This is a genomic window from Roseobacter denitrificans OCh 114 (assembly GCF_000014045.1).
Lineage (GTDB): Bacteria > Pseudomonadota > Alphaproteobacteria > Rhodobacterales > Rhodobacteraceae > Roseobacter > Roseobacter denitrificans.
In genome coordinates this window covers 739,750-764,556 of the sequence record NC_008209.1, presented here as the reverse complement: position 1 = coordinate 764,556, position 24,807 = coordinate 739,750, and the positions used below count along the sequence as shown (strand labels likewise).

Here is a 24,807-nt window from a genome sequence, read left to right as displayed (position 1 = left end):
TCAAAACCGATTAGGCTTCGGCGTTCAGGTCCACAGTGCGCAGATACGGGCGGATTTCCTCGAAGCCTTGCGGAAACTTGGCTGTCGCCTCTGCATTCGACACAGATGGCGGGATGATCGCGCGGCCTCCGGGCCGCCAATCGGCAGGAAGCGCGACGCCCTTCGCATCACCCGTCTGCAACGCATCGATCACACGCAGGATTTCATCAAAGTTGCGCCCGACACTCATCGGGTAGGTCATCGACAAACGCAGCTTTTTGTCAGGGTCGATGATGAAGACGGACCGAACGGCGGCAGTTTCAGATTCACCGGGATGGAGCATTTCATAAAGCTTTGCGATCTCACAATCCGGGTCTGCAACAATGGGGAACCGCAATGTTGTGTTCTGGGTGTCGTTCACATCCTCGATCCATTTAAGGTGCTCACTCACGCCATCGGTGCTGATGCCAATCGGTTTTACACCGCGTTTGGCAAAGTCTTCGGCCAGTTGTGCTGTGCGCCCCATTTCGGTGGTGCAAACGGGCGTAAAATCTGCCGGGTGGCTGAAAAAGAATGCCCAGTCATCCCCGATCCAGTCGTGAAACTAGATGGGGCCGGTTGTGGTGTCTGCCTTGAAGTTAGGAACAATGTCGCCAAGCAGAAGTGTCATCTTGCTCTCCTTTGATTGTCTGAGCCTGAACTAGGAGCCGCTCCGCCGGAGTTCAGTGACAATGTCACTCAACTTGCAAAAAGATATACTTACAATATAAGTTTGTGGTAAGTAGATGCTATGAAACTGACGTCTTATACGAATTTCGCCCTGCGGTCCTTGCAGCTGGCCGCACTCAAATCTCCGGAATTGATCCGGGTTGATGATGTCGTCCGCGTCCACGGGTTGGCCCGGCCGCATATCGTCAAGATCGTGCATGAACTGGGTGTTGCAGGCTATGTCGTCACGCAACGGGGCCGTAATGGCGGCTTCCGCTTGGGCAAGCCCGCAAAAGAGATCGTGATCGGCGACGTCGTGCGTTTGACAGAAGGTCCGCTGGACCTTGTCGAGTGTTTCAACCCCGAAAAAAACACCTGCCCGTTGATCGGTATCTGCAAGCTGTCCCGCGCCCTGCAAAAAGCGACGCGTGCATTCATGGATGTTCTGGATGATCTGACGCTTGCCGATATTGCGGCGAACCGGGATGATCTGCTGGCGCGCATTGCCCCGCTTGAGGAGGGCATCGTCGCACCGATGCGAAATGCGCGATGATCGCTGATTGGACCGAGCGGTTCCAGGGCACGGCGGCCTTGCCACGTGCTGTGCGAGACCGTCTGTCGAAGGTTGCGCGCAAAATCGAATTGCCCGCAGGCGCGCAAGTCTTTGGACCGACGAACATTCCCGACAGCCTTTTCTTTTTGTACGATGGCCGCATCCGTGTATCGCAAAGCTCGGATACGGGCCGGGATATCGTGCTCTATCGCGTGGATGCGGGTGAAAGTTGCGTTTTGACGACCGCCTGCATGTTGGCCGAAGAGGCCTACAATGCGGAAGGCATCGCGGAGACTGATATCACCGCCATCGTTCTGCCGAAGCTGGCTTTTGACAGGCTGGTGGCCGAAGAGGAAGCATTTCGAAAGTTCGTCTTTGCCGCTTATTCCAGGCGGTTGATCGACCTGCTGCGCGTTGTGGATGACGTCGCCTTCGGACATATGGATGTGCGTCTGGCAGAGCGGCTCCTGACCTTGGCGGGTGATTTCAAGGAAGTCGCGGCCACGCACCAGCAACTGGCCAGCGAGTTGGGCACCGCGCGCGAAGTCATCAGCCGAATCCTGCAGGATTTCCAGAAGCGTGAGATGATCGCACAATCGCGTGGCCGCATTGCGTTGCTGGACAAACCGGCGCTGAAAGCACTCGCCGCCTCAGCCTGATATTCAGCTTTTTGCAGGTTAAGTGACAATGTCACTGAAGCAGGTAAATCAAAGTTATATCTGTTCTCCAAGTTATCAGATTGGAGAACACGATGACCAGCAATGTCGGAACCATTGACCGCATCCTTCGCGCAGCCCTTGGCGTTGGGTTGCTCTACCTTGCCTTTTTCAGCGGGCTGCCCGCTTTTGACGGGGCGCTTCTGAAGTATGGCGCAGCGATTGTCGGGGCAGTGATGTTGATCGTCGCCGCGACCCGAATGTGCCCGATCTATTCCATCTTGGGCATCAAGACCTGCCGGACCTAAAAACATGGAAACGGCGTTCACACCTTTCGCGTCCCTTGGGGGCGGTCTGCTCATCGGCCTCGGGGCGGTTCTGCTGATGCTTGGCCTTGGCCGGATCTTTGGTGCCACCGGAATCCTCTCCGGCGCGGTATTCGTCGAAAACCGGGACGAGTTGACGTGGCGCCTCGCCTTGATCCTCGGCATGATCTTCGCCCCCGGGCTGATCTTTGCGGTCACGGGCGCGATGCCCGCGCTGACGGTCCCGGTTAGCCCCGCGATGATCATTGTCGGCGGCGTTATTGTCGGCCTTGGCGCAAGCCAGGGATCCGGCTGCACCTCCGGTCATGGGGTCTGCGGCCTATCGCGGCTGTCGCTTCGTTCGCTCGTGGCTGTACCGACTTTCATGGCGACCGCCACCATTACCGTTTTCCTGATCCGTCACGTGTTCGGAGCCTGAGATGAAGCACCTTTTTTCACTTCTGACCGGCCTTGTCTTTGGCACAGGTATTGCGATCTCTGGCATGATGGATCCGGCCAAGGTTCTGAACTTCTTTGATATTGCCGGGACATGGGACCCCAGCCTGATGTTTGTCATGGGCGGCGCGTTGGTTGTGACATTCTTCGGGTACCGGCTGGTGTGGCGTCGGTCCAAACCGCTGTTCGAACAGCGCTTTCAAGTGCCAACTTCGACGCTCATCGACACCAAACTCATCGGCGGATCGGCCCTGTTTGGCATCGGATGGGGCATCGCGGGCTTTTGCCCAGGCGCTGCCATCCCCGCACTCGGGACAGGCCGATGGGAAGTCGCCCTTTTTCTGATTGCCGTGACAGCAGGTTTCTACGTCCGCCGTCTGCTTCCCGCCGCGCCAGAAAAGGCCGCTACCTAGACACTAGACTTTGCTTTTGGAGGAAACAGCATGACGTACCCCGTCAATATGAGCATCAAACCTCAGGTTCAGGCCTTTTTCGACGAGGCCACGAACACGATCAGCTACATCGTGAAGGACCCATCATCGAACGCCTGCGCCATCGTCGATAGCGTCATGGACATCGATTATGCGGCTGGACGGATTACCTATGACCATGCGGACGAATTGATCGGACAGATTAAAGCGCAAGGTCTTAAACTGGAATGGATTATCGAGACCCATGTCCATGCCGACCACCTGAGTGCTGCCCCTTACATCCAAGACAAATTGGGCGGCAGGATCGGCATCGGATCAAAGATTATGATGGTTCAGGATACCTTCGGCAAAGTCTTCAACGAGGGCACCGAGTTCCAGCGTGACGGGTCGCAGTTTGATGCGCTATTTGAAGATGGCGACACCTACCAGATCGGCAATATGCAAGCCTTCGCGATGTACACACCGGGCCACACGCCCGCCTGCATGGTTCATGTGATGGGGGATGCGGCCTTTGTCGGCGATACGCTGTTTATGCCTGATGGCGGTTCTGCCCGCGCTGACTTTCCCGGAGGTGACGCGGGTGAGCTTTACGACAGCATCCAGAAAGTGCTCGCCCTGCCTGACGAGACGAGACTGTTCATGTGCCACGACTACGGCCCGAACGGGCGCGACATTCAGTGGGAAACCACGGTCGGCGAAGAAAAAGCGCACAACATCCACGTAGGCGGCGGCAAGACGAAGGAAGAGTTCGTTAAGTTCCGCACCGAACGCGATGCGCAGCTGGATATGCCAAAGCTGATCATCCCGTCCTTGCAAGTGAACATGCGCGCGGGCGAGGTGCCGACCGACAAGGACGGCAACCCGATGCTCAAAGTGCCCGTAAACGGACTGTGAGGAGCAAACAGATGGATTTCAAAACCCTCACAAACAAGACGTCAGTCACCCCGCAGATCACCGCCGACGATATGGCCGAGATCAAGGCTGCAGGATTCCGCGCCATTATTTGCAACCGCCCGGATGGCGAAGGCGCGGATCAGCCAAGTTTCGAAGAAATTGAGGCAGCTGCGAACGCCGCCGGAATCAAAGCGGCATACGTTCCTGTGCAATCGGGTATGGTGCAGGATGCCGATGTAGAAGCCTTTGGCACAGCGCTTTCGGTTCTGCCGCGTCCCGTCCTGGCCTATTGCCGGACCGGCACGCGCTCGGCCACGCTTTGGTCCTTTCATGAAAGCAAGAAGCGGCCCATGCCCGAAATCCTCGCGGCGACCAAAGCTGCAGGCTACGACATGAACGGTGTCGCGAGGCGCATTGCGAATGGGGGCAAAACCCCAACTGATACTGGCGACGCCCAGTATGACGTGGTGATCGTTGGCGGCGGTGCGGGCGGTGTCTCTATAGCAGCGAGCCTTCAGTCCCGTAAATCGAACCTTTCTATTGCCATCATCGACCCAGCGGACATTCACTATTACCAGCCCGGCTGGACGATGGTTGGCGGCGGCATCTTTGAGGCGTCTGAGACCGCGAAAACAATGGGCTCGCTCATTCCGCGTGGCGTGAAATGGATCAAGTCAGCGGTGGCTGCGTTTGAGCCTGAGAACAACGCGGTCATCCTCGACGGGTGCCGGGTCGTGAAATACGACCGGCTCGTCGTCTGTCCCGGTCTGAAGCTGGATTGGGAGGCGGTTGAGGGCTTGGAGGAAACTCTCGGCCGCAATGGCGTGACCTCGAATTACCGCTACGACCTTGCGCCTTACACCTGGCAGTTGGTTCGGGAGTTGAAAGAGGGCCGCGCGCTGTTCACCCAGCCGCCGATGCCGATCAAATGCGCCGGTGCGCCGCAAAAGGCGATGTATTTGTCCGGTGATGCATGGTTCCGCAACGGGGCACTCAAGAATATCGACATTCAGTTCATGAATGCAGGCGGTGTGCTGTTTGGGGTGAAAGACTACGTGCCAGCCTTGGAGAAATACGTCGAGAAATATGACGCCACCTTGAACTTTTTCCATAATCTGGTGGCCGTAGATGGCCCTGCCAAGACGGCGACGTTCAAGATCGCCAAGCCAGACACGGACCCCGAGACCGTCACGGTTGATTTCGACATGATGCATGTCTGCCCGCCGCAGGTCGCCCCAGACTTCATCCGCGTGTCGCCCCTTGCAGATGCGGCAGGCTGGGTTGATGTCGATCAGGCCACGCTGCGCCATAAAAGCTTCGACAACATCTGGTCGCTTGGCGATGTGATGAATGCACCCAATGCCAAAACGGCTGCTGCGGCGCGCAAGCAGGCACCCACGGTCGCAGACAACATCGTGGCTGATATCGCGGGCCGCTCCCCTACGGCAGCCTATGACGGATACGGGTCGTGCCCGCTAACAGTCGAGCGAGGTAAAATTGTGCTTGCGGAGTTTGGCTATGGCGGTGTGCTTAAGCCCAGCTTCCCATCCTTCCTTCTGGACGGAACAAAGCCGACACGATTGGCCTGGTTCCTGAAGGAAAAAATGCTGCCGCCGATCTATTGGAAGGCGATGCTGAAGGGCAAGGAATGGATGGCCAAGCCTGAAAAACTCAAAGTTGCGGCAGAGTAGGCTGCGAGGATATGGCGCGTGCTCGTTCCCGACCTGCAGCGCGCCTCTGGCGGGTGGGTCCTTATGCGAACAGATGAGCCCACCTGCCAAATTTGGATAGAACGATGACCCACCCTCTGCGCCGATATATGCCCGTTTTCGACTGGGGCCGGACCTACGACCGCAAAGCGTTTTCCAACGATATGATCGCGGCGGTGATCGTCACGATCATGCTGATTCCGCAAAGCCTCGCCTATGCACTCTTGGCAGGTCTGCCGCCCGAGGCTGGGATCTACGCCTCCATCGCGCCCATCGTGCTCTATGCGCTGTTCGGGACCAGCAGGGCGTTGGCAGTGGGGCCTGTTGCCGTCGTCTCGCTTCTGACGGCTTCAGCCATCGGTCAGGTCGCAGAACAAGGTACGGCGGGTTATGCGATTGCAGCCCTCACGCTCGCCTTTCTGTCGGGCGGTTTTCTGGTGTTGATGGGCGTGTTCCGGCTGGGGTTTCTGGCGAATTTCCTTAGCCATCCGGTGATTGCGGGGTTTATCACAGCCTCGGGCATTCTGATTGCGACCAGCCAGTTGAAACACATTCTTGGCGTCTCAGCTCATGGGCATACGCTGCCTGAGATACTGTTAGCCATCGGGGCTCATCTGAACGAGGTGAACTGGATCACGGTGATTATTGGCGCAACGGCGACGGCTTTCTTGTTTTGGGTTCGTAAGGGCCTGAAACCATTTTTAACGCGGCTTGGAGCCTCTGCAACGATGGCTGATATCGCGACGAAGGCGGGGCCTGTTGTCGCCGTCGTTGGCACGACTGTCGCAGTCTGGGCATTCGATCTGGCGGGGCAAGGGGTGAAGATCGTGGGCGAAGTCCCACAAAGCTTGCCCCCACTGACTTTGCCTGGGTTCTCTCTGGACCTCTTGCAAGCGCTCTTGGTGCCTGCGATCCTGATCTCGATCATCGGGTTTGTTGAATCTGTGTCGGTTGCCCAAACCCTTGCTGCGAAGAAACGCCAATGCATCAATCCCGATCAGGAGTTGATCGGTTTGGGTGCGGCGAACCTTGGGGCGGCGTTCACAGGCGGTTACCCAGTGACCGGTGGGTTCGCACGATCTGTTGTCAACTTCGACGCAGGCGCAGAAACACCAGCCGCCGGGGCCTTCACTGCTATTGGTCTTGCGATTGCAGCTGTCTCGCTCACACCCTTGGTCTTCTTCCTGCCGAACGCCACACTGGCCGCGACAATCATCGTGGCGGTGCTATCGTTGGTTGACCTGTCGATCCTCAAGAAAACATGGGCCTACAGCCGCGCCGATTTTACGGCCGTGGCCGCGACCATCGTGCTGACCCTCACGCTTGGCGTGGAGGTCGGCGTCGCGGCGGGGGTGATTACATCCGTCCTGCTGCACCTTTACAAGACGTCACGCCCCCATGTGGCCGAGGTCGGTCGTGTCCCCGGCAGTGAGCACTTTCGCAACATTTTGCGCCACGAGGTCGAGACCGATCCGCGCGTGCTTTGCCTGCGGGTGGACGAGAGCCTCTATTTCGTCAATGCGCGTTTTCTAGAAGATCTGATCCAGTCCCGCGTGATCGAAGGCTGCAGCATTGCACATGTCGTCCTGATGTTCTCTGCGGTTAATGAGGTGGATTATTCCGCCCTAGAAAGCCTGGAGGCAGTGAACGCGCGCCTTAAGGATATGGATGTCGGCTTGCATCTCTCCGAGGTCAAAGGCCCCGTGATGGATCGTTTGAAGCGGTCGCACCTGATCGATGATCTAAACGGCCAGATATTCCTGTCACAGAACGACGCATGGACCACCCTGGCAGATCACCCGCGCGCCGCAGCAGAGTAGATCTCAGCACATGACAAAATCATACGGAGGCCTATTTATGCGCCCTTTCATCCCACGCAAACTTGAGCATATCGCCTTCGGCTTTCTTTTGTCCTGCTTCATGTCGCTTCTGATTTCTGGCGTGGCAACATTTCTGGCAGTCGGCTTCGCACCAGGTTTTGTAATGAGTTGGCTATCCGCATGGCTATCATCCTGGGCCATTGCATTTCCTACAGTCCTCGTTATCGCACCTATAGTACGACGTATCCTGCATCGGTTCGTTGTAACGTCAGGTGCGTGATAGAGGGCGAGAGAGTGGCACTTTGCAAGAAGCAAGGCTGTGTGCATATAAGGTTGATTGGCCCCTCAGTCCGCGTCTTTCTTGATTAAACTGGTTGCGGCGAAAACTTAGGTTCGGTTTGGGTGAGAAAGCCCTACTCGAACGGCAGGTCTGGTGACATGCGCTGCACAGCAGCGATTTGGTTGCCTCAGTCGCGAAGAAAGGCTGCGTCAGCAATAGCCGCGCTTGCACGCGTCCGCTTCGTCCCGCATACTGTGAGCTCGCTTGCAACGGAATTTTGCATGCGCAGCGAATGACCGGTCCGACGGGCCGCACCGTAGGATGAGAGTCTCAGGCTGAACGGCATGTGTGGATGGCTCCTGCATTGCAAGAGATTTCTGTGATTGCGATGGTCTGTCAGTACAGTCGTGTGTCCGGCCTGTTTGCGCGGCAGTTGCCACTGGCCTTGATGAGTTCCGCAAGTGAGGTTCCTATCGGCTAAACGACCTCTTAGGCCATGCCGTTCGACGGAGTGTCCTTACTCTTGGTTGACTTCGTTTCGCATCATCACTTCATGCGTCTTGCATCTCGTAGCAGGATCAGACGATCGGCTGCCGGTATTCCTCTTGTTTGGTCAATAGCGCCCAGATGATCCGGGCGGATTTGTTGGCCATTGCCACAGTCGCCAGCCGGAAGGGTTTCTCGTCCAGTAGTTTAGCAGTCCAGGTGTCGGCTTTCTCAGGCTTATTCTTCGCCATCAGCGCTCGTGATGTCATTCAGACAATCAGTAGCTTTCGGATGTATCGGTCACCCTTCTTGGTGATCCTTCCGAGGCGTTCTTTACCGCCACTGGACTTGTTGAGCGGTATCAGCCAGGCGGCCAGATCACGACCCGTTTTGAACTGCTGAGCATCACCGATAGTGGCAACAACAGCAGAGGCCGTGATCGGTCCAATTCCGGGCATACGCATCAGGCGTCTTGCATCATTGTCCAGCCACGCGTGCTGTTCGATCAATTTGGTCAGACCATCGATCCGCGTATTTAGTCCACTTAGTTGGTGGCGCATCACGCCGAGAATGCCGTCTGCAATCTCGGGCATCTCCAATTGGTCTTCGGTGCCGTACTCTCTGGCAAACTTGGACACAGCCTCGATGCCCGTTGGCAGGATATGTCCAAACTCTCGGAGAATGCTGCGGATCATGTTTGCGATCTGAGTGCGTTGTCGGACGACCAGATCCCGCGCCCGGTGAATAGCAAGGACTGCCTGTTGATCTTCGGACTTGATCTCGACGAACCGCATGGTCGGGCGCCGCACTCACGCCACGCTTCGTCACCAATTCCAACGCTTCCTGCTTGAACTCGCGGCTGAACATCCTTCTCGTCATATATATCCTCCAGTTTCATAAACACCTTATCTCGGTGTCCACGAAACCGGCAGCAGACCATTGATCGGTTTCGCGTCCGAACTCAGAAACGTGGGCGTGTGGCGCATATTCCAGTGATGCCCGAGCTTCGGGAGTTGATCGATGAAACGCCTACGGATCGGCTTTTTTTGTTGGTCAATGACAGAGGGAAGCCGCTCCGGCCAACATCAGCCAGCCGAGCCATCACACGATACCGGGACCGCATAGCCGACAAGCTGAGCGATCCGACTCTAAGGCTCCAAGATACATGCGGCACGGCAGCCACAAGGCTTCTCCGGGCAGGTTTGGGCCTAAATCAAATCGCAAATCACATGGGGTGGTCGCTTCGCTACGCCGCCGCCGTGATCGAACATTATGCCGCCGTTTCGCCTGCTGAGAGCGCGGAAAGCAGCGATGCAAATCGTCCAAAACCTTGGCATCATCCTCTCGTTTGGTCCCGGCGAACGAGAAGCTGAGCTCAGTTTTTCTCAACTTTCCGATGCATGTGAACGTGGTTTCAGAGCCATATCCAGAGGTAAGAAAGGTCTTTGGATGGAGTTGGCGGAGATACAAGCGAGATCTGCAAGCCCCAATCCTGGCTTCTACACAGACTTTGGAATGTTTGCGAGATGGTGTGTGAGAGTATCCGAAGATAGCCGGTTCACGGTAGTCATTGACGAAATTACCCAATTTGCCTTTCAAAATTACGCCATGCGGAAAGATGAAGAGCTGTGTGGTCGTCTTTGTCCAGAGCGGAAATGGCATAATTGTAGTTCTGCCTCAATAGAGTATGGCGCATCTCCCTCGCGGATGTTTCGATTGCTCGAAGCATTGGACCTAGGTGTTAAAAGAAATGGAAAAAATAGGGTACTTCGCGTTGAAGATGGCGATACAGTCCTTCCGGACATCCTGAGGTGCATTCGTCGAATTGAATGCATCCGAAGACACAGTATCCATCACGACATGTTCGATAAGCTTGTTGCAAGTAATTTCATCAGACCCGCTTATAAAACACCAAAGGTTGCACCACTTTTTAATCCCGATGAGATCAACCTCTTTATGTCACAACTACAGAAAAAATCCCGGCCGGTTGTCACCGCTTCGGCCGGCATGTTGACATTACGATCGACATGCAACGCCGCGATATGCAACTTTGAAGAGTTACTACCGAAACTGCTATCGGGCGCGCTCAAAAAGACAGAATGGGTGAGCTCAGAAACTGGGCTTCGTGCACTTCGTTTCGATCTGGAAGATGCCCGTGACGCTTTAGAAGATGCACCGGCGGCTGGTTTTACCAAAGAGATGCTTCCGGCGACGCTGTGTGTGAATGGACCAACAGTGAAGATGCTCATCGATACGCAAAAATTAAAAGCACGAGACGTTAAACATCATCGAAGTCGCCGTCCTATGAAAGTCGTCGAAGAAGCAGAAGTTTACAGCTTTCTCGACATCTATGTATCTCTCGGTGAACTTGCCAAAAAAGCAAGGTATTCAGGCCAACTGGGTTGCAGCAAAGCTCGCAAGGGACAACATTCACCCCATTCCGATGCCTTCAAAATTTAGCAAACTTTATTTGCGATCAGATATTGAAGCATAGCCCTTTATGGCAAGCCCCAAACCTGAAACCGGCCCATTTTTTGGCCGGTTTCTTTTTATCCGACGTGAATGGACAGTAAAACTAATTCTAGTGGCCATATTGGCGATTCACTTTAATAGAAAATCAATAACTTAGGCTATTTGAGAGGCCAAATTGAGTGACTCATCACAGAAAACTGACGCCTGGTCGTTACGACAGGTCTTTGTTCTTTCGAGGACAGTTCCGACCCCAGAAGACAAAAGCCCGGACCATGCAAATTGAGATCATCCCGGGGGCTAATCACTCAATGCTGAAAAACATAGTCCTTGTGCCACTCGAAAAAAACTCGATGCTTTGTGTTCAACTTGATGGGCGCTGCAAAATGCAAATGTGATTGTGTCAACTCACTTAAGCGTCCCGAGAAAATCGGGATGCCCTCAGCATCAACGTCAAGGTCGGGACGCCGTTTTGCGGATTGTGCTATCCATGTCCTCCATCACGTGTTCAGTACAAATGGCCCGATCGGGATTATCTCCGGCTTGAGCGGTGGCGATTTGGGGAGGCGCGGCGGACATTTCAATCTCTTGACCAACGAACAGCCATTTCCCATTTCGCTCGCGAAAATAGCAAAACGACCAACTGCGAAAACTTATGAGATGCAAAGAGAAACCGTTTCGACATCGGTGAGTGTCGCCATCGCGCCAGCCCTTGCCGCAGTTGCGCTTTTGACCTTGGGACACGGACGACAAGGTACCTTGCTTGGCATCTGTGGTGGTCGTGAAGGCATGTCGGCGGGAGACATCGGCCTCGTCATGTCGGCTTGGCGCTTGGTCCAGTTGCGAGCGGCATGCTCATTGAGGCATTCGGTCCCAAGACCTTTTTTGCGGCCACGGCTGCCCTTCAATTAGGTTTCGCCGTCAATGTCATTTGGCGCCCGCTGACCGACAGCCGCCAGCCAGAGGGCGACAAGCAGGGCTTTGTTGCAATGCCCGCAAATGCCACGGGCCACATGGCGACAGAGTTGCATAAGCACGGGAACGCAGGAGAGAAAAAAATTGCCAGGCAGCCCTCTTGAAATCGTTTTTGGCCCAACAAATCTCTGCAGCGCGCGGGAGGATGGGCCTCCCATAACTCAAACAGGAGATACGCAAATGCGTCGTTTAGCAGTAGGAGCAACCGTTGCCGCTCTGTTGGCGGCACCCGCTTTCGCTTTTTCGGTGTCAGATGTCGACACGGATGGCGACAGCCTCATTTCTTTCACCGAGATGGCGGAGCTTTACCCCGATCTGACTGAAGAGACCTTTGCCGAGGTCGACACGGGCGGTGATGAATTCGTCGATGAAGGCGAACTGACGGCCGCACTTGAGGCTGGTCTGATCGAAAAACCCGCTGAGTAACCGGCGTTGTACAAACGTCAATCTGAAGCAGGAGGACACTGCACATGGCTTTGACTGAAAAGCTCCCAAAGCAGATCAACTGGAATATCTGGGGCGCAGTTGCCGTCGCCGCGATGATCATTCTTGGTGGCGCGGGATACTATTTCGACTGGTTTGGCTCCGGCGCGACAGAAGCCGTGGCTCCAGCCGTTGAAGAGGCGGCACCGGCTGGCGAATAAACGCCATGCCGCCGATGTCGAGGGCCCGGCGGACAAAACCGTCGGGCTCTTTTGTTTCTTGGTTATGGCGGTAGTGCCCGGACTGATTTCTCTTGAGTTTTTTTCCTACAGGTACGTTGCCTTTGGCGCGCCCCGTAATAAGGCAAGCTGAACAGTTATCCCATTTGTTCCATCTTTTCGATCTCATCTCGCCAACGTTTCACTGAAATTGGATGCGATTGAAGAAACTCATTGCAGTTCGGACGCTTATTGTCGGTGATATCGGCCACGCCTATATTCGGGGCGTAAACACGCGGAGGAAAACGGATGGTTCGCACCTTCATGCTTATGGCTGCTATGACCGCCTTTGTGGGGGTTGCCGGGCTTATGCTTGGCGGTGAGGCGGGGCTCATCATTGCGCTCGTCATCGCGGCGGGCATGAACTTTTTTGCCTACTGGAATTCCGACCAAGCTGTGCTGCGGATGCATGGCGCACGGCGCGTGGATCAAAGATCGGCACCCGAGCTTTGGAAGATGACGTCAAGCATGGCACGGCGGGCGGGGATGCCCATGCCGGCGCTCTACATCATCGAGACGGAGCAACCCAACGCTTTTGCCACGGGGCGAAACCCCGAAAACGCTGCTGTCGCCGTCACACGCGGACTCCTGCGCAATATGAGCCGGGAGGAGGTCGCGGGCGTCGTGGCCCATGAGCTGGCGCATATCAAGAACCGCGACACGCTCACAATGACGATCACCGCTACGCTGGCGGGCGCGGTGTCGCTGCTCGCCAACTTCGCCGTTTTCTTCGGCGGCGGGCGGGACCGCCCGCTCGGGATGATCGGCACGATCGCCATGATGATCCTGGCACCCCTCGCGGCTGCGATGGTGCAAATGGCGATCAGCCGGGTGCGCGAATACGAGGCGGACGCGGAGGGTGCCGCGATCTGCGGAAACCCGGAATGGCTGGCCTCTGCACTGAACAAACTAGGGGTTCTTTCAGGCCGGATCGACAACATCGCCGCCGAAAGAAACCCGGCCACTGCACATATGTTCATCGTCAACCCGCTGCACATGCAGGCCGTCGACAGCCTCTTTGCCACGCATCCGCCCATAGAGAAGCGGATCGCGGAACTGCGCAAACTCAACGGTGCATCCGTGCGTCGTGCACCGCGGGCACAGTCAAGCGGCGGTCCGTGGGGGTGAGCGACGCCCGTTGAAGGCCCCGCACGTGGTCCCCAAATCACCGCCACGCACGAAACCGGAGGAGAAAGCATGACCGAAGTTCTTGAGAAAGAGACCTTTTCTTTCCAGACCGAAGTAGGCCAGATTCTGCAGATTGTCGCGGGGTCGCTTTATTCCAACCGCGAGGTGTTCTTACGCGAGATTGTCTCTAACGCATCTGGCGCCTGTCACAGGCTCCGCGATGCGGCGCTGACCGATTCAAGCCGCGGCCTTATCGGCCAGTTTGGCTTGAGCTTCCATTCGGCGTTCATGGTGGCTTCACAGGTTGACGTGCTGACCCGCAAGGCCGGTGAGGACGAGGCCTGGGTCGGGTCCTCTGACGGCAAGGAATTCGCTGACACCGCCCGCATCCGCCAGATGATCAAAACCTGTTCGGAACATATCAGCTTTCCGGGTATACTCACGGTTGAGACCCTCAACCCGGCGCAAGCGCTTTGGACGAAGGCACCAAAAGACATCACCGAGGACCAGTACGCCCAGTTCTACAAACAAACGCACATGTCATCCGAGGGGCCGTGCGTGCCGATATCCACCTGTCTGACGGGCGCGTCTTGCCTGCACAACTTGTCGGGACAGCACCGCAGTTCGATCTCGCCGTGCTCCGGGTCGATCTTGATGGCACGTCTGCGCAACCGTTGGAAAACGGCAACAGCGCTGATCTGCGCGTCGGTCAAAGCGTTCTGGCGATCGGCAACCCCTTTGGGCTCGACTGGACGCTGACGACGGGGATCGTATCCGCGCTTGATCGCGATATCCCGATTGGGAACGGGGTGATCGAGGGGCTGATCCAGACTGATGCGGCGATCAATCCCGGGAATTCCGGCGGGCCGCTTCTTGACAGTTCAGGCCGGTTGATCGGCGTGAATACCGCGATCTTCAGCCCGTCCGGCGCAAGCTCCGGGATTGGATTTGCCGTTCCCGTGGATCTGGTAAAACGGGTTGTGCCGCAGCTGATCGCGACCGGTGTGTATCGCCCGCCCGTGCTTGGTATCCGGTTCGACCCTCGCATTGACACGTTGGCGCGCCGGAATGGCATCGAAGGGGCCGTCATATTATCCGTCGATCGTGGTGGCCCCGCTGATGTGGCGGGGCTCAGACCGGCCGAACGCAGCCCGAATGGCGGCATCGTGCCGGGAGATGTCATTCAACGCGTGGATGGCCGACGCATCACTTCGGGCACAGACCTTGGCGCGATCCTAGATCGCTATGAACCCGGAGACCGGATCACGCTGACCGTTTGGCGAGACGGTGAAACCCGTGAAGTGGCCGCGCAATTGGCCGCCCCATAGGCCACGATGTGAGCCGAAAGACACGGCTCCTTCGACGCCATCCCTGCGGCTTGACATGTGCGACACGTACGAACGCGGCGCTGCGTATCGAGGCAGCTTGACTGAGCGCTGCCATGACATCACTGCGCCAATTATGTGCAAAATATTGATTTTAATGTACTAAAAATTTTTCCAAAGCGTCTTGAAATCACAAAGCCTGCTTACGATCTACGTCTGGTTGGCACTCTGTCGACGTGAGTGCCAAAGGCATTGACACTTTAACGGAGGACCTTTGTACATGACGTTTACCCCTCTGCACGACCGCGTTCTGGTGCGCCGCGTTGACAGCGACGAAAAGACCGCCGGCGGGTTGATTATCCCCGATACTGCCAAGGAAAAGCCCGGTCGCGGTGAAGTCATCGCGGTTGGCCCAGGTGCGCGTGACGCGCATGGCAACCAAATCGACATGGCGGTGAAAGCAGGCGACCACATCCTGTTCGGCAAGTGGTCGGGCACCGAGATTACCCTCGATGGTGAGGAGATGCTGATCATGAAAGAGAGCGACATCCTCGGCATCATCGAAGACACGGAAATCGCAAAAGCCGCATAATTCAACAAGAGACACAGGAGAGATACGAAGATGTCTGCAAAGGACGTCAAATTCGATACCGCCGCCCGCTCCCGGATGCTGCGCGGCGTGAACACTTTGGCCGATGCGGTGAAAGTGACGCTCGGCCCCAAAGGCCGCAATGTGGTCATCGACAAGAGCTTCGGCGCACCCCGCATCACCAAGGACGGCGTGACCGTCGCCAAGGAGATCGAGCTTGAGGACAAGTTCGAAAACATGGGCGCGCAAATGGTCAAGGAAGTGGCCAGCCGCACCAACGATCAGGCCGGTGACGGCACCACGACGTCGACCGTTCTGGCGCAGGCCATTGTCAACGAAGGCATGAAGGCCGTGGCCGCGGGCATGAACCCGATGGACCTCAAGCGCGGCATCGATCTGGCCACATCGAAGGTCGTCGAAGCCATCAAGGCTGCTGCCCGTGACGTCAAAGACAGCGATGAAGTTGCGCAAGTCGGCACCATCTCGGCCAATGGCGAAGCGGAGATCGGGCGTCAGATCGCCGACGCCATGCAGAAAGTGGGCAATGACGGCGTGATCACCGTCGAAGAAAACAAGGGCCTTGAGACCGAGACCGAGGTCGTCGAAGGCATGCAGTTCGACCGCGGCTACCTGTCGCCTTACTTCGTGACCAACCCCGACAAGATGACAGCAGAGCTCGAGGATCCGTTCATCCTGATCCACGAGAAGAAACTGTCTTCGCTCCAGCCGCTTGTGCCACTGCTTGAGTCCATCATTCAGGCAGGCAAGCCGCTTCTGGTCATTGCCGAGGACGTGGAAGGCGAAGCGTTGGCGACGCTGGTAGTCAACAAGCTGCGCGGCGGCCTGAAGATCGCAGCCGTGAAAGCACCGGGCTTCGGTGATCGTCGCAAAGCCATGCTGCAGGACATCGCGATCCTGACAGGCGGCCAGGTGATCTCCGAAGACCTCGGCATGAAGCTAGAGAGTGTTACCATCGACATGCTCGGGACCGCGAAGAAAGTCGCGATAACCAAGGATGAAACCACTGTTGTAAATGGTGCCGGTGAGAAGGCCGAGATCGACGCGCGTGTCAGCCAAATCCGCACGCAGATCGAAGAGACCACCTCCGACTACGACCGCGAGAAGCTGCAGGAGCGTGTGGCCAAACTCGCAGGAGGCGTCGCCGTGATCCGTGTCGGCGGTATGACTGAGGTCGAGGTGAAGGAACGCAAGGATCGTGTCGACGACGCGCTCAACGCAACCCGCGCCGCTGTGCAGGAAGGCATTGTCGTCGGTGGTGGTGTCGCCTTGGTTCAAGGTGCCAAGGCACTCGATGGCTTGCAAGGCGCAAACCCCGACCAGAACGCAGGCATCGCCATCGTGCGCCGCGCGCTGGAAGCACCGTTGCGCCAGATTGCCGAGAACGCGGGCGTCGATGGTTCCGTGGTTGCTGGCAAGATCCGGGAAAGCGATGATGCCACCTTCGGCTTCAACGCGCAGACCGAAGAGTATGGCGATCTGTTTTCCTTCGGTGTGATCGATCCGGCAAAAGTTGTGCGCACGGCACTTGAAGACGCGTCATCCGTTGCGGGCCTGCTCATCACCACCGAGGCGATGGTAGCGGTCAAACCTGCCGGGAAAGGCGCTGCATCCCCCGCCATGCCTGACATGGGCGGCATGATGTAGGTCGAGTTCGCATCGCGATATCTGGCCAGCCCGCCAGTCGTTTTCGATCCAAAAACGGTGAGAGGGCATAGCCACAACCAGATAAAAACGGGTGACGCGGGCCCTGCCTGCGCCACCTCACGAGACCGTCCAGAAGAGGCGGCCCCGTGTTTCAGGGAGCACCTCCAAGTTCGGTCTGATCTCAACCGCTGGCGTGGCCGGTTCCGGGCACGCCGGCCCGAACTGGAGGCAAAGACCAATGACGACGCTTGTTGCAGCCCGCGGGCTGAAAAAGCGCTTCGGGGATATGACCGCCGTCGACGATGTTTCTCTGTCCGTTTCACGGGGAGAGGTTGTCGGGTTTCTAGGTCCGAACGGGGCGGGTAAATCCACCACGATGAAAATGATCACCGGGTTTCTCGAGCCCGACACCGGCACGGCTGAGGTCGGCGGCCACGATGTCTGGCGCGATCCGGCGGCGGCAAAGGCCAAGCTGGGCTACCTGCCGGAAGGCGCGCCCGCCTATGGCGACATGCCTGTTGCCGATTTTCTGAGCTTTGTCGGTAAGATGCGGGGCCTGCGCAAAGCCGAGCTGACCAACCGCCTTGCCGAAATGGCCGAGCGCGTGCGCCTGACGGAGGTCTGGTCGCGCCCCATCGAGGCGCTGTCAAAGGGCTACCGCCGACGCGTCGGCATCGCGCAGGCGTTGATCCACGATCCGGACGTGCTGATCCTCGACGAGCCGACAGACGGCCTTGACCCGAACCAGAAGCACGAAATGCGCAACCTCATCCGTGAGATCGCGCCCAACAAATCCATCATCGTCTCGACCCACATCCTCGAAGAGGTTGAGGCCGTGTGCTCCCGCGCCGTCATCATCGCGAGCGGCAAAATCGTCGCCGACGCCACACCACGCGATCTTGTCGGCTCGAAAGACGATGGGCGCGCCATCCAGATCCGCATTGGCTCGCCGGAAGAGGCCTCGGTCATCGAGAAGATCAAGCCACTGGCCGAGGGCGCAGAGCTTGAGGTAATGGAGCGAATGAATGGCTCGACCCGCGTACTGCTGCGCTACAATGACAAGCCAGAGGACACGCACGCGATCGAGACACGCCTGAAATCGGCGGATCTGCCCGTTGAGGATGTTGGCATCTATCGCCCGCGCCTAGAAGACGTGTTCCGCGATGTGACCACCCGTATTCACTAAGAGAGGACTTGACCCATGACTGCTTCGCTTTCTTCGGTGAGCGTCGTCTTTGGCCGTGAGTTCCGCGCCTATTTTGCGACGCCGCTTGCTGCGATTTTCCTTGTTGTGTTCCTCGCGCTTGCCGGGGCCATGACCTTCTTTGTCTCCGGCTTCTTTGCCCGGGGCAGCGCCGATATGGCGGCCTTCTTCACATGGATGCCATGGCTTTTTCTCGTGCTGCTTCCAGCCATTGGCATGCGCCTTTGGGCGGAGGAACGCCGCTCTGGCACCATCGAGCTCTTGATGACCATGCCGGTTGCGCCATGGACCATCGTGCTGGGCAAGTTCCTGGCAGGCTGGGCCTTTACCGGCGTTGCTCTCGTGCTGACCACGCCGCTTTGGGTCACGGTCAATTGGCTGGGGAGCCCCGATAACGGCGTCATCGCGGCGGGCTATCTGGGCACCTTCCTGATGGCTGGGGCCTTTCTGGCCATTGCCGCCTGCATCTCGACACTGACGAAGAACCAGGTGATCGCCTTCATCTCGGCCGCCATCGTGACCTTCCTTCTGGTCACCGCAGGGCTTGAGCTTGTGCTGGGCGCGATCCGCGGCTGGGCACCCTACTGGCTGACGGAAGCGGTCGCGGCCCTGTCGGTGCTCGAACACTTCCAGCGCATCACCCAAGGGCTGATCGAGGCGCCGACGCTGATCTTCTTCGGCTCGCTCATCGTCCTTGCACTCATGATCAACACGTTCCTCGTGGACCTGAAGAAGGCTCAATGACAATGGACCGTTTTACAAAACTCACAAATTGGATCGGCGGCCTGTCGCGCCGCCAGAGGGTCGGGACCTCCATCGCGCTTTGCGCCGTGCTGTTTGTCTCGATCAACATCTTCGCCGCCCGCGCCCTTGATGGATGGCGCGCGGATGTCACCGAAACCCAAGTCTGGACGCTGTCCGAAGGGACGGAGACTTTGCTCTCCGATCTCGCTGAGCCCCTGCACCTGCGGCTCTATCTGTCTGACGGTTTGACGGAGGCTGCACCGCAACTGGCCAGCTACGCCGACCGCGTGCGGGGCATGCTGCAATCCTACGCCGATCAAGCGGAGGGGCAGATCACGCTCGAAGTGATTGACCCTGAGCCCTTCTCGGATGCAGAGGACCGCGCCGTGGGCTTTGGCATCAACCGCATCGCACTGGCGGGCGCGCCTGAGCCAATGTTCTTCGGGCTTGCTGCCACGAATTCCACTGACGGGCGCTCCACGATCCCGGTCTTCTCGCCGGATCGCGAGGCTTGGCTGGAATACGATCTGACCCGGCTCGTGGCCGAGTTGGGCCAGCCCAAGAAGCCCAAGGTCGCGCTGCTCGATGGTATTGGCCTCTCTGGCAATCCGATGATGGGCGGGGCCGAGCAGCAGAGCCTTGCGATGCTGCGCGAGCTTTATGACGTCGAGATACTGTCGGGAGATGTGAACAGCTTCCCCGAAGGCACCGAAGTCGTCGCGGTCGTGCATCCGCAGGGGCTGACCGAGCCGACGCTCTATGCGCTCGATCAGTGGGTGATGGGTGGCGGCGCCCTGATGGCCTTCGTGGACCCCCATGCCGAGACGCAGATGGGCCCGCAAGGCATGCCCGCGCCGGATGCAGCGTCGGACTTCGCGGCGCTTTTTGAAGGCTGGGGCGTCGGTTTTGATGCCACGCAAGCTGTCGCCGATCCGACCTACGCGCTTGCCACGAACCGGCGCGTTCAGGGGCGGGACGTGAATGTCGGCAACCCGGCCTGGCTGCGGCTTGATGCAAGCGCGCTCGATCAGGACAGCCCTGCCCTTGCGCGGCTCTCGGCCATGGTCATGACAACGGCCGGTAGCTTCACGACTGACGAGGATGGTCCGACCCTCACCCCTCTGGCCACCATGTCCGATGCGGCTGTGCTGGCGAGTGCGGCGGATGCATCGAACCGCTTCGGCGATCCCCGCGATCTGCTCACCAGTGGTGAGACGGTTGATTCGGCCCCTGTCGTGATCGCCCGCCTCAGCGGTGCGGTGTCATCGGCTTTCCCGGATGGCAAACCCGAAGGCTCCGAATGGGAGGCCGATCATATTGCCAGCACCGAGGCCGCCAATGTGCTGCTCTCGGGCGACGCTGACATGCTGATGGACCGCAACTGGATCCAACAGCGCAGCATCTTCGGCGCGCAGATCCCGCAGGCCTTTGCCAACAACGGTGATTTCTTCCTGAACGCCGTTGAGCAGATGGCCGGTGGGGCAGCATTGGCCGACCTGCGCGGCCGGGCCGTGGATTGGCGTCCGCTCACCCGGATCGAGGCGATGGAACGCGCCGCGGAGGCCGAGTACCGCGCAACCGAGCAAGCCCTGCTCGACCGCATTTCCGAGACCGAAGCCGCGCTGCGTGACCTTGCGCCGCAGGAGGGTGAAGGGAACGGTCTCTTCAGCGCCGAGATGGTGGCTGAGGCGGAAAACCTGCGTGCCGACCTGCTCGCCGCCCGCGCAGAACTGCGTCAGGTTCAATACGACCTGCGCAGCGATGTGGAGGCGCTTCAGGCCAGTGTGACGACGCTGAACGTGGGCCTCGTGCCCTTCCTGGCAGCCGTCATTGCGCTGTTCTTCGCCCTGCGGCGTCCAAAGCGGACACTGCCGACCCGTTCTGCGGCATAAACAGACATTCAAAGGAGACATCTCATGAACCAGAAGTCTTTTCTGATGCTTGGCGGCGCCACAGCCCTGTCGCTGGTCGCCGCAGGCGCAACGCTCTTTGGGGGTGGCAACGCCCCCGCCTTTGCCGAAGCTGGCGAGCCCCTCTTCCCGGGACTTGCCGACGCCAGCGCCGATGTGGCGAGCTTGGAAATCCGGGAAGGTGATTTCGCCATCACCATCGAGTCCCGGGACGGCGTATTCGTCGACGCAGCCTCCGGTTTCCCAGTTGATCCTGAACCCTTGCGCGACCTTGTCAGCGGCATGACCATGGCCACCATTGCAGAGGCCAAGACCGCCGATCCGGCACGTCATGCTGATCTGCAACTTGCCTCCGTCGGGGCTAACGAAGGTGCCGGAAACGAAATCATCCTGCTGGACGGGGATGGCGACACCCTTGCCCATGTGATCGCCGGCCAAAGGGATTTCACCCTCGGCGGTGTCACCGGCGGTCAATACGTCCGGCGTGGCGATGAAGACGCGACGTGGCTCGTCCACGCGCGGCTTGACCCGCCAAGCTCACGCGCGGGCTGGTTCGACACGCGCTTGATGGAAGTGGACGCTGTCGAGCTCAGTGGCGCGACCCTCACCACAGAAGATGGCAGCGTGATTGCCATGTCGGGCGAAGACGGCACGCTGACCATCGACCCGCTGCTGATGACAGGGCGGGTTCCCGCAGAGAATCAGTTGAACCGGATCGTCCGGCTCTTCGAGACGCTCGACTTTGCGGATGTCCGCACGGGCATGGCGAGCGATAGCGAAGCGGCGGGGCCGTCCCTGCAAGCCAGCCTTGAGGACGGAACAACAATCACTCTATCTCAAGTCAGCGGGTCCGAGGGTGAGGATGAAACACGCTGGTTCCGCATCGACGCAAGCGGCGGCACCGAGATCTCCGAAGAACTCGCCGCGACAACCGCCGGATTTGAGTTTTCGATGTCGTCATCCGACGCCGAAGTCCTTAGCTGGACTTTGGAGGATCTGACCGAGGAAACCGCCAGCTGATTGGAAAGCCGCAGCCAAACGACTTGGCTGCGGCTCAATGTCTGAATTTCAGAGTTGCACACTGAGCAGCGTCCGGACCACGCATGTCGCGCGCTATCAGAAACTGGTTGACGATCCCATTCGAACCAAGGGCGCTGGAGGAGCGCCAAGCATCAGTGTCCCTCGCGCTGATGGGTAGCAGTTCAGGCGAAGCGAACGAGGGTCGCGCCTTGAGCCTCACCGGGCTTTAGAGTGCTGCGCCTTCTCAAGTCTGCATTGAACCCTAACTGACCGATGCTGGACCGAGCAGCAATGACCGCGCTGGCACCCAAGGTGGAAGCCACCAAAAGATAAACGAGGTTCTCCATGAGCTTATGAAAAAGGTCTCTTGCGCAGCAATGGGCTCTTTGACGCCAGCGAAAGAAAACGGCCATATTTTATGCCTGTACTCCCAGACGCGTTGTGCATCCCGACGCCACTGTTCGCAGCGTTGCTTTTACAAAAAGTTCACAAAACTGAAACACGGTTAACTTGAACCTGTATCATTTAAGTTCTCGTTCAACTGACAAAAGGTGCGCTGCCATGCAAAAGAAAGACATCATTCAAGATCCGGCATACGGCAATAAAGCCGAAGCCTTTGAAGCCTTTGACGACATCCCGACCAACCCACACCTCGGGAACACGATCGGTGATGTCATCCACCGTCGCTACGGCCGCCGCGATGTTCTGCGTGGAGCCCTTGGCGTCACCGCAACAACGGCGCTGTTTGGGACCTCTGCCCTGGTCGCGCCCAAGACCGCACAGGCAGCGACGGCCGCGGATAGCCGATACAGGTTTGACGAACTCCAGTGGGGTAATGACGCCTCGCACCATATCGCAGACGGCTATAACGCTGATATCCTCGTCCGCTGGGGTGATCCGATCACGGCAGATGCGCCTGAATTTGACGTGATGAACCAAACGCCTGAGGCTCAGTCCCAGCAGTTTGGCTACAACAACGATTATGTCGGATTTGCCGAAATTGAGCCGGGCCGTGGCATGCTCTGTGTCAATCACGAATACACGAACGAAGAGGTCATGTTCCCGGGTCTGGGACGGCAGGACCGCGCGGGGTTCGAGGGGATGACCGAAGACCTTGTGAACATCGAAATGGCTGCACACGGCGGCTCTGTTTTCGAGATCCAGAAAGACGCAACTGGAAAATGGTCGATCAACCGCAACAACCCGGCGAACCGCCGCATCACGGCCAACACCCCCATGACATTTGACGGCCCGGCCGCAGGCCACCCGCGCCTGCGCACCTCGGCTGATCCGGCGGGCATGACCGTTCTGGGCACCATCAACAACTGCGCAGGCGGCATGACGCCCTGGGGGACTTACCTGATGGCCGAAGAGAACTTTCACGGGTACTTCTGGTCCGACAAGCTGGACGCTGACGGCAAAGTCGATGTCTCGGAACAGCCAGAAGGCGAAAAGATGGCGCGCTACGGCGTGCCCGGGCGCTGGTATGCCTGGGGTCAGTACCATGACCGCTTCAACATCGATAAAGAGCCGAACGAGCCCAACCGTTTTGGTTACATTGTCGAGGTCGACCCAATGAACCCCAACGCAATGCCGATCAAACATACGGCCTTGGGGCGCTTCCGTCACGAAGGGGCTGAGACGACGGTAGCGTCTGATGGTCGTCTGGTGATCTACTCGGGCGACGACAACCGTTTTGACTATCAATACAAATGGGTGTCAGCGGAGCCAGTCACCGAGGCCAACAGCCATTTCGGGTCAAGCCTGTTGTCCGAAGGCACGCTCTTCGTGGCCCGGTTCAACGATGATGGTACGATTGATTGGTTGCCACTCGTCCACGGCGAGGGCCCGCTGACGGCCGAGAACGGGTTTGATAGCCAAGCTGATATCGCCATTGATACACGGCTTGCTGCAGATGCTCTTGGCGCCACCCCGATGGACCGTCCCGAAGACGCGCAACCCGGCCCGGATGGGACGGCCTACCTGATGCTGACCAACAACTCGCGCCGCAAGCTGGATCAGGTAGACGCGGCCAACCCGCGCCCCGAGAGCAACTTTGGCCATATCATAGAAATCAAGGAAGAGGGCCAGAACCATTCCGCGACCCGTGGCACTTGGTCCATTCTGGTACTGTGTGGCGATCCCACGATTGAAGAGGTCGGGGCGATGTGGAACCCGGAAACCTCCGAAAACGGTTGGTTCAGTTCGCCTGACAATTGCGCATTTGATGCATCCGGGCGTCTCTGGATCTCTACCGATCAGGGGTCGGGCTGGGGCCGCACCGGCAAGTCCGATGGTCTGTACGCGCTGGAAACCGAGGGCGACCTGCGGGGGCACTCAAAGCTGTTCTTCCGCTGCCCGGTGGGCGGGGAGCTGTGCGGGCCATATTTTGCGGATGAGAGCCGGACGCTGTTTCTCGCTGTGCAACACCCCGGCACAGATGGCACGAGGGACCTGAAGGGCTTTGAGCGCGACTCGACTTTCGAAGACCCAGCAACCCGGTGGCCCGACTTTGATGATGCCATGCCGCCGCGCCCATCTGTCGTTGTGGTAACCAAACAGAATGGCGGCGTTATTGCGGTGTGAAGGGAACATTCAAGACCCCAGCTCTCGCCGGGGTCTTGAGCCTGCGCGAGATTCATTGACTTCACCAGTCAAAAGCCAAACACGCCTCGGTTCGCTCTTGCTCGTATTCCAATTTCTACGAAAAGCTCCCGAAAACACGCGAGCAAAGCCGCTAAACCTTAGGTCCGCTCACGATCTTTCGTGACCGGCCCATGCCCGCCATTGAGCGCACCAT

The 24,807-nt window shown here is 58.1% G+C and carries 24 protein-coding genes and 2 pseudogenes; 23 read left to right on the top strand and 3 right to left on the bottom strand.

What is annotated here, in order from left to right:
* A pseudogene (locus RD1_RS03625) lies at positions 1–649 on the bottom strand (peroxiredoxin).
* A gap of 120 nt (positions 650–769) precedes the next feature.
* Between RD1_RS03625 and RD1_RS03620 the strand changes: the two are divergent.
* The 9 genes from RD1_RS03620 to RD1_RS20625 all read left to right on the top strand — a co-directional run bounded on the left by RD1_RS03620 (position 770) and on the right by RD1_RS20625 (position 7,791).
* Positions 770–1,240, top strand: coding sequence for an Rrf2 family transcriptional regulator (locus RD1_RS03620; RefSeq protein WP_011567091.1), 471 nt, complete (start codon positions 770–772; stop codon positions 1,238–1,240).
* A complete protein-coding gene (locus RD1_RS03615) occupies positions 1,237–1,899 on the top strand; it encodes a Crp/Fnr family transcriptional regulator (protein ID WP_011567090.1) in 663 nt (220 codons plus the stop codon). Before RD1_RS03620 ends, RD1_RS03615 begins: the two co-directional genes overlap by 4 nt.
* 92 nt (positions 1,900–1,991) lie before the next feature.
* Entirely contained in the window at positions 1,992–2,204 is a 213-nt protein-coding gene (locus RD1_RS03610) for a YgaP family membrane protein (RefSeq protein WP_011567089.1), read from the top strand.
* Between the two features lie 4 nt (positions 2,205–2,208).
* Entirely contained in the window at positions 2,209–2,640 is a 432-nt protein-coding gene (locus RD1_RS03605; RefSeq protein ID WP_011567088.1) for a YeeE/YedE family protein, read from the top strand.
* Between the two features lies 1 nt (position 2,641).
* The gene (locus RD1_RS03600; protein ID WP_011567087.1) at positions 2,642–3,070 is read left to right on the top strand and encodes a DUF6691 family protein; all 429 of its coding nucleotides are present in this window, start codon (positions 2,642–2,644) and stop codon (positions 3,068–3,070) included.
* A 30-nt stretch (positions 3,071–3,100) separates the two neighbouring features.
* Positions 3,101–3,982, top strand: coding sequence for an MBL fold metallo-hydrolase (locus RD1_RS03595; protein ID WP_011567086.1), 882 nt, complete (start codon positions 3,101–3,103; stop codon positions 3,980–3,982).
* 11 nt (positions 3,983–3,993) lie between these two features.
* Positions 3,994–5,673: a bifunctional protein tyrosine phosphatase family protein/NAD(P)/FAD-dependent oxidoreductase gene (locus RD1_RS03590; RefSeq protein ID WP_011567085.1), complete on the top strand. Its 1,680-nt coding sequence runs from the start codon at positions 3,994–3,996 to the stop codon at positions 5,671–5,673.
* A 104-nt stretch (positions 5,674–5,777) separates the two neighbouring features.
* On the top strand, positions 5,778–7,511 hold the full coding sequence (locus RD1_RS03585) for a SulP family inorganic anion transporter (RefSeq protein WP_044032922.1): 1,734 nt from the start codon (positions 5,778–5,780) through the stop codon (positions 7,509–7,511).
* 10 nt (positions 7,512–7,521) lie between these two features.
* The gene (locus tag RD1_RS20625; RefSeq protein WP_342751901.1) at positions 7,522–7,791 is read left to right on the top strand and encodes a DUF2798 domain-containing protein; all 270 of its coding nucleotides are present in this window, start codon (positions 7,522–7,524) and stop codon (positions 7,789–7,791) included.
* Positions 7,792–8,369: 578 nt separating this feature from the next.
* Here RD1_RS20625 and RD1_RS21260 read toward each other — a convergent pair.
* A complete protein-coding gene (locus RD1_RS21260; protein WP_245897183.1) occupies positions 8,370–8,528 on the bottom strand; it encodes a hypothetical protein in 159 nt (52 codons plus the stop codon).
* 18 nt (positions 8,529–8,546) lie between these two features.
* The gene (locus tag RD1_RS03580; protein ID WP_245897182.1) at positions 8,547–9,071 is read right to left on the bottom strand and encodes an IS110 family transposase; all 525 of its coding nucleotides are present in this window, start codon (positions 9,069–9,071) and stop codon (positions 8,547–8,549) included.
* Between the two features lie 517 nt (positions 9,072–9,588).
* On the opposite strand from RD1_RS03580, the gene RD1_RS20910 reads away from it, so the two are divergent.
* The 14 genes and pseudogenes from RD1_RS20910 (at position 9,589) to RD1_RS03520 (ending at position 24,593) form a co-directional block, all read left to right on the top strand.
* The gene (locus tag RD1_RS20910) at positions 9,589–10,737 is read left to right on the top strand and encodes a hypothetical protein (RefSeq protein WP_143090242.1); all 1,149 of its coding nucleotides are present in this window, start codon (positions 9,589–9,591) and stop codon (positions 10,735–10,737) included.
* An 860-nt stretch (positions 10,738–11,597) separates the two neighbouring features.
* Positions 11,598–11,825 (top strand): hypothetical protein, encoded by a 228-nt coding sequence (locus RD1_RS03570; RefSeq protein WP_044032920.1) that lies wholly within the window; start codon positions 11,598–11,600, stop codon positions 11,823–11,825.
* 76 nt (positions 11,826–11,901) lie between these two features.
* Entirely contained in the window at positions 11,902–12,147 is a 246-nt protein-coding gene (locus RD1_RS03565) for a hypothetical protein (protein WP_011567080.1), read from the top strand.
* A 44-nt stretch (positions 12,148–12,191) separates the two neighbouring features.
* Positions 12,192–12,365 carry a hypothetical protein gene (locus RD1_RS21115; RefSeq protein ID WP_011567079.1) on the top strand — a complete coding sequence of 58 codons (174 nt, stop codon included), beginning with the start codon at positions 12,192–12,194 and terminating at the stop codon, positions 12,363–12,365.
* 306 nt (positions 12,366–12,671) lie between these two features.
* Positions 12,672–13,550, top strand: a complete 879-nt coding sequence (gene htpX / locus RD1_RS03560; RefSeq protein ID WP_011567078.1) for a zinc metalloprotease HtpX — start codon at positions 12,672–12,674, stop codon at positions 13,548–13,550.
* Between the two features lie 69 nt (positions 13,551–13,619).
* A pseudogene (locus RD1_RS21435) lies at positions 13,620–14,051 on the top strand (molecular chaperone HtpG); the annotation flags it as partial.
* 53 nt (positions 14,052–14,104) lie between these two features.
* Positions 14,105–14,878 carry a S1C family serine protease gene (locus RD1_RS03555; protein ID WP_245897181.1) on the top strand — a complete coding sequence of 258 codons (774 nt, stop codon included), beginning with the start codon at positions 14,105–14,107 and terminating at the stop codon, positions 14,876–14,878.
* Between the two features lie 277 nt (positions 14,879–15,155).
* Positions 15,156–15,467 (top strand): co-chaperone GroES, encoded by a 312-nt coding sequence (locus RD1_RS03550; protein ID WP_011567076.1) that lies wholly within the window; start codon positions 15,156–15,158, stop codon positions 15,465–15,467.
* Between the two features lie 30 nt (positions 15,468–15,497).
* On the top strand, positions 15,498–17,129 hold the full coding sequence (gene groL, locus RD1_RS03545; protein ID WP_011567075.1) for a chaperonin GroEL: 1,632 nt from the start codon (positions 15,498–15,500) through the stop codon (positions 17,127–17,129).
* A 238-nt stretch (positions 17,130–17,367) separates the two neighbouring features.
* The gene (locus RD1_RS03540) at positions 17,368–18,315 is read left to right on the top strand and encodes an ABC transporter ATP-binding protein (protein WP_011567074.1); all 948 of its coding nucleotides are present in this window, start codon (positions 17,368–17,370) and stop codon (positions 18,313–18,315) included.
* A 15-nt stretch (positions 18,316–18,330) separates the two neighbouring features.
* Positions 18,331–19,077: an ABC transporter permease gene (locus tag RD1_RS03535; protein WP_011567073.1), complete on the top strand. Its 747-nt coding sequence runs from the start codon at positions 18,331–18,333 to the stop codon at positions 19,075–19,077.
* Between the two features lie 2 nt (positions 19,078–19,079).
* The gene (locus RD1_RS03530; protein WP_044032919.1) at positions 19,080–20,969 is read left to right on the top strand and encodes a GldG family protein; all 1,890 of its coding nucleotides are present in this window, start codon (positions 19,080–19,082) and stop codon (positions 20,967–20,969) included.
* A 24-nt stretch (positions 20,970–20,993) separates the two neighbouring features.
* Positions 20,994–22,007 (top strand): DUF4340 domain-containing protein, encoded by a 1,014-nt coding sequence (locus RD1_RS03525; RefSeq protein ID WP_011567071.1) that lies wholly within the window; start codon positions 20,994–20,996, stop codon positions 22,005–22,007.
* 561 nt (positions 22,008–22,568) lie between these two features.
* The gene (locus RD1_RS03520; RefSeq protein WP_011567070.1) at positions 22,569–24,593 is read left to right on the top strand and encodes a PhoX family protein; all 2,025 of its coding nucleotides are present in this window, start codon (positions 22,569–22,571) and stop codon (positions 24,591–24,593) included.
* Positions 24,594–24,807 lie beyond the last annotated feature (214 nt).

What these genes read in the sequence shown, in the direction of transcription:
- RD1_RS03595 (WP_011567086.1), top strand. Translation starts at nt 3,101, where the DNA reads ATGACGTACCCCGTCAATATGAGCATCAAACCTCAGGTTCAGGCCTTT.
- RD1_RS03535 (WP_011567073.1), top strand. Translation starts at nt 18,331, where the DNA reads ATGACTGCTTCGCTTTCTTCGGTGAGCGTCGTCTTTGGCCGTGAGTTC.
- RD1_RS03600 (WP_011567087.1), top strand. Translation starts at nt 2,642, where the DNA reads ATGAAGCACCTTTTTTCACTTCTGACCGGCCTTGTCTTTGGCACAGGT.
- RD1_RS03585 (WP_044032922.1), top strand. Translation starts at nt 5,778, where the DNA reads ATGACCCACCCTCTGCGCCGATATATGCCCGTTTTCGACTGGGGCCGG.
- htpX (WP_011567078.1), top strand. Translation starts at nt 12,672, where the DNA reads ATGGTTCGCACCTTCATGCTTATGGCTGCTATGACCGCCTTTGTGGGG.
- groL (WP_011567075.1), top strand. Translation starts at nt 15,498, where the DNA reads ATGTCTGCAAAGGACGTCAAATTCGATACCGCCGCCCGCTCCCGGATG.
- RD1_RS03615 (WP_011567090.1), top strand. Translation starts at nt 1,237, where the DNA reads ATGATCGCTGATTGGACCGAGCGGTTCCAGGGCACGGCGGCCTTGCCA.
- RD1_RS03530 (WP_044032919.1), top strand. Translation starts at nt 19,080, where the DNA reads ATGGACCGTTTTACAAAACTCACAAATTGGATCGGCGGCCTGTCGCGC.
- RD1_RS03525 (WP_011567071.1), top strand. Translation starts at nt 20,994, where the DNA reads ATGAACCAGAAGTCTTTTCTGATGCTTGGCGGCGCCACAGCCCTGTCG.
- RD1_RS03610 (WP_011567089.1), top strand. Translation starts at nt 1,992, where the DNA reads ATGACCAGCAATGTCGGAACCATTGACCGCATCCTTCGCGCAGCCCTT.
- RD1_RS21115 (WP_011567079.1), top strand. Translation starts at nt 12,192, where the DNA reads ATGGCTTTGACTGAAAAGCTCCCAAAGCAGATCAACTGGAATATCTGG.
- RD1_RS03590 (WP_011567085.1), top strand. Translation starts at nt 3,994, where the DNA reads ATGGATTTCAAAACCCTCACAAACAAGACGTCAGTCACCCCGCAGATC.
- RD1_RS03550 (WP_011567076.1), top strand. Translation starts at nt 15,156, where the DNA reads ATGACGTTTACCCCTCTGCACGACCGCGTTCTGGTGCGCCGCGTTGAC.
- RD1_RS03605 (WP_011567088.1), top strand. Translation starts at nt 2,209, where the DNA reads ATGGAAACGGCGTTCACACCTTTCGCGTCCCTTGGGGGCGGTCTGCTC.
- RD1_RS21260 (WP_245897183.1), bottom strand. Translation starts at nt 8,528, where the DNA reads ATGGCGAAGAATAAGCCTGAGAAAGCCGACACCTGGACTGCTAAACTA.
- RD1_RS03520 (WP_011567070.1), top strand. Translation starts at nt 22,569, where the DNA reads ATGCAAAAGAAAGACATCATTCAAGATCCGGCATACGGCAATAAAGCC.
- RD1_RS03580 (WP_245897182.1), bottom strand. Translation starts at nt 9,071, where the DNA reads ATGCGGTTCGTCGAGATCAAGTCCGAAGATCAACAGGCAGTCCTTGCT.
- RD1_RS03570 (WP_044032920.1), top strand. Translation starts at nt 11,598, where the DNA reads ATGCTCATTGAGGCATTCGGTCCCAAGACCTTTTTTGCGGCCACGGCT.
- RD1_RS03565 (WP_011567080.1), top strand. Translation starts at nt 11,902, where the DNA reads ATGCGTCGTTTAGCAGTAGGAGCAACCGTTGCCGCTCTGTTGGCGGCA.
- RD1_RS20910 (WP_143090242.1), top strand. Translation starts at nt 9,589, where the DNA reads ATGCAAATCGTCCAAAACCTTGGCATCATCCTCTCGTTTGGTCCCGGC.
- RD1_RS03540 (WP_011567074.1), top strand. Translation starts at nt 17,368, where the DNA reads ATGACGACGCTTGTTGCAGCCCGCGGGCTGAAAAAGCGCTTCGGGGAT.
- RD1_RS20625 (WP_342751901.1), top strand. Translation starts at nt 7,522, where the DNA reads ATGACAAAATCATACGGAGGCCTATTTATGCGCCCTTTCATCCCACGC.
- RD1_RS03620 (WP_011567091.1), top strand. Translation starts at nt 770, where the DNA reads ATGAAACTGACGTCTTATACGAATTTCGCCCTGCGGTCCTTGCAGCTG.